Genomic DNA, 12,623 nt, shown 5'->3' with positions numbered 1-12,623 from the left:
AAACTTTCACTAAGTTTACAACCCATTTCCTTTTCAATAAACTAAAACACCAGACCAAAACTCCTGCGCAAAATAATAATATACCAATTAAGAATAAAATAACAATAAATATATTATTTTGTATTTTAAACATTAATATTGAAACGGATATTATAATAATACCAAAAAAATAAAATTTAGCTTCAAGACTTTCAAGCTCAAGCTTTAAACGATTTAATATTTTATTTATAATTTCTTGGATAAATCCCATGCTCACACCTCGTACCTCTCGCCGGGTTTCATCTCTATCATCTCCCACGGCAAGCCCTGCTTATTTAGCTCGTCCATGAAAGGCTTGGCGTCGAAATTCTCCATATTAAAGACGCCCTTGCCGCTCCAGATGCCCTTTGCGACCATCATTGAGCCGATCATTGCAGGCACGCCCGTGGTGTAGCTCACGGCCTGTGCACCCGTTTCGGCATAGCAAGCCTCATGGTCGCAGACGTTGTAGATGTAGACTTGGCGCTCTTTGCCGTCTTTTAGCCCGCGGATTACGCAGCCGATGTTGGTTTTGCCCTTCGTGCGAGGACCGAGGCTCGCAGGATCAGGCAGTAGCGTCTTTAGAAACTGTATCGGAACGATTTTGGCGCCGTTATGCTCTACCTCGTCGATGCGCAGCATGCCGACGTTTTCTAGACACTTCATATGCGTGAGGTAGCTCTGTCCGAATGTCATAAAAAAGCGGATTCGCTTTAGCCCCTTGATGTTTTTTACTAAGCTTTCTAGCTCCTCGTGATAGAGCAGGTAGCTGTCTTTGACGCCTACTTTCGGGTAGTCCCATTTGAACATTATTTCCATCGGCTCGGTTTCTTTCCACTCGCCGTGCTCCCAGTAGCGGCCTTTTGCGCTCACTTCGCGCAGGTTGATTTCCGGGTTGAAATTCGTCGCAAACGGATATCCGTGATCACCCGCGTTGCAGTCCAGGATGTCGATCTCGCCGATCTCGTCAAATAAATTTTGCTGCGCGTAGGCGCAAAATACGTTCGTCACGCCCGGATCAAAGCCGCTTCCCAGTAGCGCCATCGTGTTCGCAGCTTTGAATTCGCCGTCTTTCGCCCACTGCAGCTTGTATTCAAATTTAGCGGTGTCTGGGTGCTCGTAGTTTGCGGTGTCGATGTATGGGATGCCGGCGCGCGAGCACGCGTCCATGAGGGTCAGATCTTGATACGGCAGCGCCACATTTAAAAGCAAATCGGCACCCGTTTTTTTGATGAGCGCGACTACGGCGTCGGTATCGTCCGCGTCGATCTGGGCGGTGTCGATAGCAACGCCTAGGCGGTCTTTTATAAATTTAGCGATCGCGTCGCACTTGCTTTTGGTGCGGCTTGCAAGGGTGATCTTGCTAAAAACGTCCGCATTCATCGCGCATTTTACGGTCGCGACTTGGCTCACGCCGCCCGCGCCTATGATTAAGATATTTGACATTTGGGCTCCTTTAAATTTTAAATTTTGTTGCAATTTTAGCAAATTTAAGATGAATTTTAAGAGGCGGGCGCAATTAATCATAGAAGTTTGATTGTGGCCGGACGCGGAGCGCAATCCAATTTTAACAAGAGCGCCGGAAGCGGCACGCACTAAAATTTTACGCGGATAGCAGCATGCCGATTGACGGCGGCACGAGATTAATTTTACCTCCTGACATCGCGCGATAAAATTTTAAGCTTTAAAGGGCCAGTTTAAATTTAACACTCCGCGTCGAAGCGTGGAGAATTTAAAATTTAAAGCCCCTCGCTTCGCTGCTAAAATTTATCGCGTTTCTTGCCTCGGCGCGCAGCAAACCGCATACCGCGGCTAAATTTAGCGCTTTAGCGAACAGCGGTTTAAAAAGTAGCAAGCGGGACAAAATCCCGTGACACCCACGATAAAGGGCACGAGTCCGACCAGCCCCACCAGCTGCTAAACAACGGCTTTTGCGATCATTATCGCTAGTCCCATTAGCGCTCTTATTATCCTAGTTTTTTACTTAGCATTGCGTTTTCACTTCTTTGTTTTTACATTTTGCACGTATTAATGCTTAAAATTTTTAAAGTAAGCAATGGCAGCAAACCGCCACCTAGCGTATCATCTTTGAGCCCGCCCTCCTATATACGCGCCTTGGTTAAATTCGGCTTCGTTTAATTATCTTTTCTTTTGCATAAAAGTGCGATCCGACAAAATTTATGTGCCTGAGGAGTGAAATTTTATTCGAGCTCGACTTAAAAATTTCGACAAGCGTAAAACAAGGTGAACTCGAACGCCGGCGGGCAGTAGGATAAAATTTGCGTATCGAAGGATAAAATTTACACGCAGCTTTAAATTTGGAATTACGATAAATTTTAACCGAGCGGAATTCTATCATTGCAGAAAATTTGTCTAAATTTAGCTCGCCGCGTATTTTTAGGGTTTAAATTTATGCGTCCTCGCGGCAAAGAAGCATAATGCGGACGCAATATTTACGATCGAAGCGACACCTGATCTCGCGCTGTACCGCTAAAATCAAATTTCGTAGCGATAAATTTTGCCGAAATTTTCATCCAGAGTGTAGCTAAACTCGCCGCCTGCATAGTAGATTATCACGCCATCGTCAAGCTCGAAGCGCTGATAGACGCGCAGCACGACCTCGTTTTCGCTGATGCCTTGGACGTGGATAAAAATATCGCTCTTTCTGCCCGCGGTCATCGCCATTTGGTAGAGCTGATTAAATAGCGCGTATTCGGCGTTTTTCTCGGCATCCTCTTGCGATAAAAAGCCCTCCAGCACGCCCAGCATCTCCGCGCGAAATTCCGTCCTGGCGCGCGCATAAGCGTTTTGGATATTTTCGATCTGGTTGGTATCGAGTAAATTTAAAAGCGAATGTTTGCCTACGTAAAGCGTCGCGCTCGATGTAATTTTGCCATCCTTGTCGGTCACTAGTCGCAGAGCTTTCTCTACGCGCCACAAGGCCTCTTTTAGTTCGAGCCCGCTTTCAATTTCAATTTTCATCATAGATCCTTTATCAAGAATGCGGAATTTTAGCGTGAAATTTTAAATTTTAAAGACAAACTTCGCGATCAGATACGCCATATACAGCATCAAAACTCCCACGAGCGCGTCGATTATGCGCCATGCTCTGCTGCTTGCAAAAAGCTTCGAAAGCGCCCGCGAGCCGTAGCCCAAGCCGAAAAACCACGCAAACGATACGAACATAACTCCCGCGTAAAACCACGGCTTTTGTGCATCTGCGATCGTAGCGCCGAGCGAGCCCACGACCACGACGGTATCTAAATACACGTGCGGATTTAGAAGCGTTACCGCAAGAGCTTTGGCTACGACGGGCGCTAGCGGGCTATTTGCCGAGTTTTGGATCTTGGCAAAATGCGAGCCTCTGTAGGCGCTAAAAAACGAGCTTAGCGCGTAGCAGAGCAGAAAAATGATCCCGCCTATGCTTAAAATTTGGGTAAAAAACGAGCCTTGCTTAAGAGCGCCGCCGATTAAAAATATCCCTACGGCCGTAAATACGGCATCGCTTAGCGCGCAGACCGTGCAAACCGCCGCGACGTGGTTTTTCGCAAGACCTTGGGAGATAACGAAGATGTTTTGCGCACCGATCGCGACGATGAGCGAGAGCATCAGCGCGGCTCCTTGCAAGAAAATTCCGATCGGTAAGGAGTTCAAGGCCGCGCCTCTACTTATTTTTACTTTCGCAGGCGGAGTTTTGCATCGCGGCATCGGCGGTATCGGAGTCAGCTACCGCCGTACTTTCGGGCGCAGCGCCAGGCTCATTATCGCCCGCGGAAATTTTAGGCGCGGAATTCTCGGCGCCTATGAAATTTTCGCCCGCGGCGGCGTCATTTGAGGAAGCGGCACCATTCGGCGCGGCGGAGCTTTGTTTGTTTAAATTTGAAGCGCCCTTCAAATTCTGCGCGCCGTTTGAATCAGCGGCGCCATTAGAATTTTGCATGGTGGAATCCTGCGTAAAGCGGGAATTCTCAGCGCCTAAATTTTCATCTAAATTTTGTGCGTCGCAGAAACTTTGCGCATCGAAATTTTGCGAAGCGGAATTTTCATCGCGGAGATTTTTAGCTTTAAAATTTTTGGTGCTACTCGCGCTTTTTTTAGAGCCCTTGGCGCCCTTGCGAGCTTTTGAGGCGACTTGCTCTTCCTTAAGGCTTTGCGAAAGACCCGCTTTTTCGCGCAAAATTTTACTCAGCTCGTAGATCGAAATTTCAAACGAGCCCGGCAGCGTGGCCTCCGTGTCGCTGTAAAATCGTAAAAAATTAAAGCGGTCCTGCGCCTGCGGCGCTTTTTTGAATACAAAATTTAAAAGCTCCGTTTTGTTTCTGCCTGCGACGAAGGTTTTGGTGCCTAAATTTGCGATATCTTTGTATTCGAAGCTCTCGGAATTTGCGCCGCGTACGATCGTAAAAGCATCCTCGCCGATCTGCAAATAATTTTTAGCGCCGAGTCTAAGCGCGCAAAAAAACGCGCAAAATGCCGCCACTACGGAAGCGAAAAGCGCCGCACCGCCAAAGCCCGCGTGGTAGCAATATCCGCTAGCGAGCGCCAAAATCGCCGATCCCGCCAGCGTCATCGCTACGGGCTTTTTATTCTCTTTTACTATCATCTTCCCTGCTTAATCAGTTGTCTTATATATTCGTAAATTTTAAAATTTAGCGCATCCATTACCGAGTCTTTAGAGCCCGGATTTTTGATGCTTTGGTAGTTGAGATTAGTTACGTAATCCCTCCAAGCGCCCTTGTTTTTGACGCTTATGTAGAGGCTAATCTGCGAGTCGTAGAAGTAGTCTCTGTAATAATCGTCGTCATACCAAGGATCATAACCGAAGGGCATCCCCCAGCCCACGCCTACGCCCGTATATCTGTAATATCTGCCAAATCCCATACCGAAGCTAAATCTCGGATTATCCCACGATCTGCGCGAAAAATCCGCCTTGCGGAAGTAGTTGAGATTGCCGCCGATTTGGACGTTCGCTGCACTTTTATTTACGACCTTAAATCCGTCCGCACGCAGATGCTGGATCACTACTTGGGTTAAATTTGAATCCGTCGTAGAGGTATTGGTGAAATTTACGCTTATGAGTTTATCTTGCGGAAATTCCATAATGTGAAGCGGCTCGGAAGTGCGCACGATACCGCTATTTACGGGCACGTTTTTAGAGCAACCTGTAAAAATCAAAAACGCCGAAATGACCAAAAAAAGTGAAATTTTATTTTTCAAGACGGATCCTTTCGCTTAAGATTTCAAATCCTAAATTTGAGTGATTGTAGCATAAATTTAAAATTTTAATGTCAGCAAAAAGCAATTTTTTGAAATAATCTAACGGCGAATGGGCAAGAGCGAAATTTTTAAATAAAATTTCAACCGAGCGACCGCTAAATTTAAAGCCGTCGCTCGGTTGAAATTTTATGCGAAAAGAGGCGGAATTTTAAATCGTAGGCGTTTAAAATTCCACAATCTTATAGGCTCACGCCGCGCGTAAGTACGCGCTTGCGATAAACCTCCGAAACTCTGCTCGCGTCGCCCACGATTAGAGCATTCGTGCAGCAGATCGCCGCACACATCGGAACCTTCCCCTCTGCGATGCGGTTTTGACCGTATTTATGCAGTTCCTCGTGCGAAAACGTAGGCTCCGGTCCACCCGCGCACATAGTACACTTATCCATCGCACCTTTAATACCGAAAGCTCCGTCTCTAGGGAATTGCGGAGCGCCGAACGGACACGCGTAGAGGCAGTATCCGCAGCCGATACATTTATCTTTGTCGTGTAAAACGACGCCGTCGGTTCTGATATAGAAGCATTGAACCGGGCAAACCTGCGCGCAAGGCGCATCGGTGCAGTGCTGACAAGCGATAGAGCTTGAAACCTCCTGCCCCTCTATGCCCTCGTTTAAAGTAATAACCTTGCGCCTATTGATCTGCACGGGAACCTCGTGAGCTGAGCTGCAGGCTACCTGGCAACCATAGCAAGCGATGCAACGCTCGACATCGACGTAAAATTTTAATCTTGCCGGCATTTTATCTCCTTATGCTCTTTCTAGTCTGCAAAGACCGGCGTTAAATTCCGAAATTTGCGTATTTATGTCAAAGCCGTAGTTGGTAATCGTATTTGAGCTCTCGCCTCTAATATATGGTTTAGTGCCCTCAGGATAGCGCTCGCTTAGATCCTCGCCCTGGAAAATTCCCGCGAAGTTATACGGCATAACAATACGATCAGGCGTTACGGCGTGCGAATAGATGCACTTGACTTTAATCTTAGTGCCTTGCGGCGAATGGATCCACATCATCTCACCATCTTTGATACCTTTATCAGCGGCAAGCTTAGGATTTACGTGCGCAAACATCTCCGGAGTAATCGCTGAAAGATACTTGCTCGTGCGCTCAATCATGCCCGCACCACTTAAATTTACAAGCCTTAACGAGCTTACGATAGTAGGGAAGTCCTTGCTCCAATCCTGCTTTTTCTGCTCGGAGATAAATCTCGTAAAGACGCGGAAATTTCGTTTTTGATCCGCAAAGGTCGGATATTTTTCCACCAAGTCCCATCTAGGCGAGTGGATCGGCTCGCGGTGCTTCGGAATTTGATCCGCAAACTGCCAAACCTTCGCTCTTGCTCTTGCGTTTCCGCAAGGACAAATTCCAAACTCGCGACATTTCTTAGCGATAATGCCACTATAATCTGTGCTCCACGTAGGCCCCATCTTGGCTTTCTCTTCCTCACTTAGCGTAATGCCTAAAACCTGCTCGATATTTGCCTTAGTAATCTCTGCGTGTCCGCCTTGAATTTTTGATCCCGGAAGGGTAATGCTCTCGTCGGCTAGCTGCGAAACGCCGTCGTGCTCTAAGCCAAAGCGGTTTCTAAATCCCATACCGCCGTCGGCATAAGGCTTAGTTACGTCGTAAAGAATCGGCGTGCCCGGGTGTTGCGTATCCCAGCAAGGCCATGGAAGCCCGTAATATTCGCCCTCGACCTCGCCACCTATGCCGCGCAAAGTATCGGGATCAAATAGATGCCAATTTTTCTGCTGTCTGCGAAATCTAGCTGCGGTGCGTCCGTTATTTCCAATACTTTGAGTATTGCGTGCAATCTCATCGGTAGCGTCGTCAGGCCAAACAAAATCGTCTTTAACCTGCTTAAGCTCGCCATCAACGATGCCCATCTTCATGCCGCGAACATATTCGTCGTAAAAGCCGAATTTTTTCGCGAATAAAAACATTACTTCTTGATCCTCTTTGCTCTCAAATAGCGGCTTAACAATCTGAGTTCTCCACTGACCGCTGCGGTTTGTAGCGCTTAGATGACCTTCGCTCTCGAACTGCGTAGCTACCGGCAAAACATAAATTCCATCCGGTCTATCGTTTAGAATCGCTACTTCGTTTAAGAACGGCTCGGCGACTACCAGCATATCGATCTTGCCTAGCGCTTCTTTAGTCTCGCGAACGTGAGCCATAGAAGTAATTCCTGTGCCTTGCACCCAAAGAACGCGGACATTGCCACTACTTAAAACGGGCTCGTTTTTCAAAACGCCCTGCCACCATTTAGATAGCGAAAAGCCCTTTTCGTTGCGCCAATTTATCGTATCTTGCTCGATGCTCGGATCGTAGTGAAAATACTCGGTAAAATTCGTACCAGGCACTTTTTCACCCTGCTTTTCGTGCGGCTGCTTAGTAGAGACGGCAAATCTTTTAATAAACTGCTCGTAATCTACGCCCCAGCCCTTGCAGAAGTGCTTCCAAGCGTTATCGGCTAGCCCGTAATACGCAGGCAAGCTATCGGAGAGATTGCACATATCGGTAGCGCCCTGAACATTATCGTGACCTCTAAGGATGTTGCAGCCACCGCCTGGCTTGCCCATATTGCCTAGTATGAGCTGCAAAAGAGCCAAAATTCTAGTATTTGAACTTCCGATCGAGTGCTGTGTAATGCCTAGAGCCCAGCATAAAGTAGCGGGCTTTGTGGTAGCGAACATCCTCGTAAATTCTATCAGCTCCTCTTCTTTGCAGCCGGTGACATTGGCTACCTCTTTAGGATCCCACTTCTCAGCTTCGGCTCTAATCTCCTCTACAGCGTAGGTTCTGGTTTTTATTAGCTCCTTATCTTCCCAGCCGTTTTTAAAGATTAGATGCAGCATTCCGTACACAAACGCTATATCGGTTCCCGGACGAATTCTAATATACATATCGGCCTTAGCCGCAGTTCTAGTAAAATTTGGATCGACGACGACGATTTTCGCGCCGTTTCTATCGCGAGCTTGAAGAGCATGCTTCATAGCCCCCACGGGATTTGCAACCGCAGAATTCGCACCTATGAAAAGGATCATTTTAGAATTTTTCGCCATATCGCCTACGTGATTTGTCATAGCTCCATAACCCCAAGTATTCGCCACACCGGCGACTGTTGCGCTATGTCAAATTCTGGCTACGTGGTCGTTGCTGTTCGTACCCCAAAAGGCTGCAAATTTTCTAAAATAATATGCCTGCTCGTTGCAAAATTTAGCCGAACCCAGAAATACCACACTATCTGGACCGTCCTCTTTGCGGACTTGAAGCATTTTATCGCCGATTTCGTTAACGGCTTGCTCCCAACTTATGCGCTCCCACTTGCCGCCAACCTTTTTGAGCGGATATTTAAGACGCATTTTAGATTTGGTTAGATCGATTTGATCGATTCCCTTACAGCAGTGACTGCCCTGCGAGATCGGGTGATCTACTGCCATATCTTGGCGAATCCAGGTATTGGTGCTCTCATCCACTTGAGCCTCGATACCACAGCCTACGGAACAGATCGAACATATCGTTCGCTTCATAACGGAACCTGGAAATGGGTTTTTGATCTCTTGCTCAGTAGCAGCTCTTAGCGTATTATTTTCGCCAAACGCGGCTACGCTGCTCGCTCCTAAAGCGGCGAGTTTCAAAAACGATCTCCTTCCGATCGCATTCTCACTCATGAAAATTCTCCTAGTAAGCTACTTTATAATATTTTTTCCACGCTTCACTCTCCCAGTAAAGCACCTCTTTTTTCGGTGATTTGCCACGAACGGTATCGCCATAGTCCTGCTCGCTTTTCGCTAGAGCCTGAGACGCGGCAACGCCCACGGCACCTACTGCGCCGATTTTTAGAGATTTTTTAAGAAAATCCCTGCGTTTGTTCTCCATGGTTTTCCTTTGTGAAGAAATCGCTTTAAATCTTTTATTGTAGTAACACCTGTTACAGGATTTAAGTCTAATGAATTATAACGAAAAGGCAGTGAGATGGAAATTAAATTTTAAGTTACTTTTTAAATTTTATTTAAAATTCAAAATATAAAGTTCTAACTAAAAAACTACTCGCAAAACTCGAGCTTGCGAGTCTAAAATTTAACCGAAATTCTGCTTTTGCGTTAAGATTTTGGTTAAAAATTTTATTTATCAATCCAGATCAAAAATATCTTCCGGATTGGTAAATTTATTTTGATAGCCACCTTTTTTGATCGCTTCTTTAACGACGCTGCGATCTTTCTTTTGCGGAGCGGCAAGCGCTAAAAGCGAGCGCTCAAGCGCAAAAAAGCTTCTCATTAGTGCGCCTAATGATTTGAAAAAATCCGCCCGCACATGCCCGCACAAAAGCTCGCTAAACTCATCCACAAAGCTATTGGTGACATTCGTAAAAAGCTCTAACGCCAGCGCTTCGCCGTCTTGCGCCGTCAAGCTCGCGCTATTCGTAAAATTTTGCTCATTTGCCACGGAATTTTGTCCGTTTAAAACCGCGCTGTGTTTTGCAGCCGCGTCGCGAAGTAGAGTTGAATGCAGGTAAAAAATAAATCCCACATAATCCTCGCACTCTTTGCAAAGCTCCATATTGCGGCGAAATTTACTCTTTTTTAGCGCGTCGATTACCGCGACACGCATACGCCCATCGTCGCGCCCCTCGTCGTAGAAGCTCGCACTCATCGGCACGTTGGCGTATGAAAAATCAAAAAGCACGGAATTTTGCTCGCTTTTAAACGCTGCAAAATCGAATTTCGCCAAATTTTGAAATTCCGCCTCATCGCTAGGCACAATGGGCGAGCTGCGTAAAAACTCCAGCTGCTCCTTCCAGCGCTTAAATTTCGCATCCGTTTCATAGAAAAAAAACGGAATTGCAAAAAATTCGTAGTAGTAGCTTCTTGCTTGAAGTAGATTCGCATCCATTACATTGCCCCTTTTCTAGCATCTTCTATCTGCTTTTTTATCATTATTTTCGCCTTGCAATCGCCGCAGCAAAAAAGAGTCTTCATCTTTTCAGGCTCGTTTGCAAAATGCGCACCCATCATATCCGCGATCTTCATCACGGCTTTGCTCGTCGCAAATTCCTTACCGCATTCAATGCACTTAAAAAGCTCATCTTTAGCTAGCATTTTGTAATTAAAAAATCCCGGCTCAAGCTCCACGCCGCAAGGCTTAAGCTCGATCGTATCCTTTTCGGCGCAGCTTAGCACGCAGTAGTTGCACGTCGTGCAAAGCGAAGCGTTGAACTTAATCGAATTGTCGCTGTTATCGGCATACAGCGCGCCGGTATTACAGGCACCCACGCAGCTAAGGCATAGCGTGCAGCTTGCTTCGTTTATGTTTACTTTGCCAAATTTTAGCAACTCTCCGCTTTTTACGGCGCCGAAGCTGCCCTCGCCAACCATTGCGCTTACGCGTTTGGAAAAAATTTCTTTCTTGCTAAGACCCTGCTCGTTTAGGCTAAAAGCCCAGGGCTGAGAGCTTTGCGCCTGCTTTAGCGCTTCTTGCAGCTCGGTTAAATTTCGCGCTAAAAATACTGCGTCCTTGCCGTAGATCGCGCGCGAAATTCCATTGATAAGCTCCACCGCTTCGCGCGTGCTCTCGCCCACGTCTGCGCCGTAAACGATCACGCTCGAACCGCTTTCTTGCATCGCGCTTAGCAAATTTATCTCATCTATTTGCTTGCTTCCGAAAATTCCAAACGGTAGCGCGCCGCACGGAAGCTGCACTGCAGGTGCGGACGCAATTTCGCTCTCTGCGATGAGAAGCGGAATTTTGCCTGCATAGAGCTTTGCGATCTCGCCAAATACGCTTTGGGGCAGCTTGGCAAATTTCAGCGCGCCGCTAGGGCAGACGCTCACGCACGCGCCGCAACCGATGCAGTCGATATGCGAAAATACTAACTCGCGCTTTTCGTCGTTTTTCAAAATCGCCACTGTGGGGCAAATCTCCGCGCATGGCGCTCGCAGCTCATTCCGCCTGCCTTGATACTGGCAGATCGCAGGATCGAAGATCGTGGAATTCTTATAATGATAAACCGGGTTTTTGGAATTTAAAATTTCTAAAATTTCATCGTCTTTTAGTCCCGAGATCTCGTAGCAGCCGCTTTGTCGTAGCTGATATGGCACTGCACCGCTAATCAAGAAAAAATCCGCCTCGGTCTCAACCTCATCCCGCTCGCTTAAAATCGTAACCGCAAGATCGCCAATCTCGCCGTAGACGAACTTAATCTCGGCCCTGCTTAACGCGATCACCTTAAATCCGTGCTGCCTAAGTAGCCCCACAAGCCCCTCTCGCGGCTCATCACAGGCGAGAATTACGTTTTTGCCGACGGGCTTTTGATAGTCGCTATCTAGCGCGCCGTCGAAGGCAATATCCTTGGCGCGATACAAAATATCTACGTTTTTAGCGATTTGCAGCGGCTCATCCGCGGAATTTTCTATATAAAAATTTATCTCGGGCGCATAAATTTGTGCTTTTAATTTCGGCGAATTAGCGACGATAAATTCCTCATTTTTCGCCCCCTCTTCATCGCCGCAAATTTCGATATCGTCGCTTAAGACGACATCCTTTAGCCCCGCGGCGTAAAATCCATGTTCTTTCATAATCTATCCTAAATTGATAATTAGGCGGGTTTTACTCTTATTTTCTAAACAGCTTTTAAATTCTGCACTTAAAGTAAATCGAATTTAAATTAATAATTCTATAGATAAAGCAAAATCAAAGCTTTAAATGATAAAATCGCCTAAATTTTAAGGCATCGGGGTCGCAATGCAACGAATCAAACTACCAAAAATCGACAAAATCGCAAACGCGCGGGAGTTTCAAAACTGTCTCCGCCCGCAAATCATCAAAATCGCGCAAGAGCTCATCCGACAGGAGCGCGAAAAGGCGCTGCAAGGAGGCGCAGTCGCAAGCGAAAGTGAGATCATCGCGCGCATCAAATCGCGCTACGAAAAATTTCAAAATCTAAGCCTCAAACCGCTCATCAACGCAACCGGCGTCGTGCTGCACACAAACCTCGGCCGCAGCGTCATTGGCGCCGAAATTTTAGCCCGCGCGCGAAAGATCATCACCTCATATTCAAATTTAGAATACGACCTATCCGAGGGCGCGCGCGGCAACAGATACGACTACATAGCGCTTTTGTGCAGCGAGCTCTTCGGCGCGCAGGACGCGCTCGTGGTCAACAACAACGCTGCGGCGGTATTTTTGGTGCTAAATACCTTCGCGCGCGGACGCGAAGTCGTAGTAAGCCGCGGCGAGCTAGTCGAGATCGGCGGGAGCTTTCGGGTAAGCGAAGTGATGTCAAACTCAGGCGCAAAGCTCGTAGAGATCGGCACTACGAACAAAACCAAGCT

The 12,623-nt window shown here is 47.0% G+C and carries 12 protein-coding genes and 1 pseudogene; 1 reads left to right on the top strand and 12 read right to left on the bottom strand.

Annotation, left to right across the window (positions count from 1 at the left end; all coding sequences use genetic code 11):
- From Q0198_RS05355 to Q0198_RS05305, 12 genes are all read right to left on the bottom strand, one after another.
- Positions 1-298: hypothetical protein (locus Q0198_RS05355; RefSeq protein WP_297895879.1), on the bottom strand; the 298-nt coding region annotated here is incomplete at its 3' end.
- Positions 253-1,464, bottom strand: a complete 1,212-nt coding sequence (locus Q0198_RS05350) for a saccharopine dehydrogenase family protein (RefSeq protein WP_297895877.1) — start codon at positions 1,462-1,464, stop codon at positions 253-255. The genes Q0198_RS05350 and Q0198_RS05355, both read right to left, overlap by 46 nt.
- A 372-nt stretch (positions 1,465-1,836) precedes the next feature.
- Entirely contained in the window at positions 1,837-1,929 is a 93-nt protein-coding gene (locus Q0198_RS10955) for a YgaP-like transmembrane domain (RefSeq protein WP_366111908.1), read from the bottom strand.
- A gap of 585 nt (positions 1,930-2,514) precedes the next feature.
- Positions 2,515-3,000, bottom strand: a complete 486-nt coding sequence (locus Q0198_RS05345; protein WP_297895876.1) for a hypothetical protein — start codon at positions 2,998-3,000, stop codon at positions 2,515-2,517.
- A gap of 42 nt (positions 3,001-3,042) precedes the next feature.
- On the bottom strand, positions 3,043-3,672 hold the full coding sequence (locus Q0198_RS05340) for a LysE/ArgO family amino acid transporter (protein ID WP_297895875.1): 630 nt from the start codon (positions 3,670-3,672) through the stop codon (positions 3,043-3,045).
- Between the two features lie 10 nt (positions 3,673-3,682).
- Entirely contained in the window at positions 3,683-4,621 is a 939-nt protein-coding gene (locus Q0198_RS05335; RefSeq protein WP_297895873.1) for a hypothetical protein, read from the bottom strand.
- Positions 4,618-5,235 (bottom strand): hypothetical protein, encoded by a 618-nt coding sequence (locus Q0198_RS05330; RefSeq protein WP_297895871.1) that lies wholly within the window; start codon positions 5,233-5,235, stop codon positions 4,618-4,620. Before Q0198_RS05330 ends, Q0198_RS05335 begins: the two co-directional genes overlap by 4 nt.
- Positions 5,236-5,474: 239 nt before the next feature.
- On the bottom strand, positions 5,475-6,032 hold the full coding sequence (gene fdh3B, locus Q0198_RS05325) for a formate dehydrogenase FDH3 subunit beta (protein WP_005871109.1): 558 nt from the start codon (positions 6,030-6,032) through the stop codon (positions 5,475-5,477).
- 9 nt (positions 6,033-6,041) lie between these two features.
- Positions 6,042-8,963: a formate dehydrogenase subunit alpha gene (locus tag Q0198_RS05320; protein ID WP_297895869.1), complete on the bottom strand. Its 2,922-nt coding sequence runs from the start codon at positions 8,961-8,963 to the stop codon at positions 6,042-6,044.
- A gap of 10 nt (positions 8,964-8,973) precedes the next feature.
- Positions 8,974-9,171, bottom strand: a complete 198-nt coding sequence (locus tag Q0198_RS05315; RefSeq protein WP_005871103.1) for a twin-arginine translocation signal domain-containing protein — start codon at positions 9,169-9,171, stop codon at positions 8,974-8,976.
- Positions 9,172-9,423: 252 nt separating this feature from the next.
- Positions 9,424-10,185, bottom strand: coding sequence for a molecular chaperone TorD family protein (locus tag Q0198_RS05310; RefSeq protein WP_297895867.1), 762 nt, complete (start codon positions 10,183-10,185; stop codon positions 9,424-9,426).
- Positions 10,185-11,867: a 4Fe-4S dicluster domain-containing protein gene (locus tag Q0198_RS05305; protein WP_297895866.1), complete on the bottom strand. Its 1,683-nt coding sequence runs from the start codon at positions 11,865-11,867 to the stop codon at positions 10,185-10,187. The genes Q0198_RS05310 and Q0198_RS05305 overlap by 1 nt, the downstream gene beginning before the upstream one ends.
- A 166-nt stretch (positions 11,868-12,033) precedes the next feature.
- Here Q0198_RS05305 and Q0198_RS05300 point away from each other — a divergent pair.
- Positions 12,034-12,623 (top strand): annotated as a pseudogene (locus tag Q0198_RS05300) (L-seryl-tRNA(Sec) selenium transferase); the annotation flags it as partial.

It is taken from the genome of uncultured Campylobacter sp. (assembly GCF_938045205.1).
Taxonomy (GTDB): domain Bacteria; phylum Campylobacterota; class Campylobacteria; order Campylobacterales; family Campylobacteraceae; genus Campylobacter_B.
Note: the sequence above shows the minus strand (reverse complement) of the source record. Positions and strands in the feature narration are given on the sequence as shown.

Coding starts and splice junctions, on each gene's coding strand:
- Q0198_RS05315 (WP_005871103.1), bottom strand. CDS start 9,171: ATGGAGAACAAACGCAGGGATTTTCTTAAAAAATCTCTAAAAATCGGC.
- Q0198_RS05310 (WP_297895867.1), bottom strand. CDS start 10,185: ATGGATGCGAATCTACTTCAAGCAAGAAGCTACTACTACGAATTTTTT.
- Q0198_RS05305 (WP_297895866.1), bottom strand. CDS start 11,867: ATGAAAGAACATGGATTTTACGCCGCGGGGCTAAAGGATGTCGTCTTA.
- Q0198_RS05335 (WP_297895873.1), bottom strand. CDS start 4,621: ATGATAGTAAAAGAGAATAAAAAGCCCGTAGCGATGACGCTGGCGGGA.
- fdh3B (WP_005871109.1), bottom strand. CDS start 6,032: ATGCCGGCAAGATTAAAATTTTACGTCGATGTCGAGCGTTGCATCGCT.
- Q0198_RS05350 (WP_297895877.1), bottom strand. CDS start 1,464: ATGTCAAATATCTTAATCATAGGCGCGGGCGGCGTGAGCCAAGTCGCG.
- Q0198_RS05345 (WP_297895876.1), bottom strand. CDS start 3,000: ATGAAAATTGAAATTGAAAGCGGGCTCGAACTAAAAGAGGCCTTGTGG.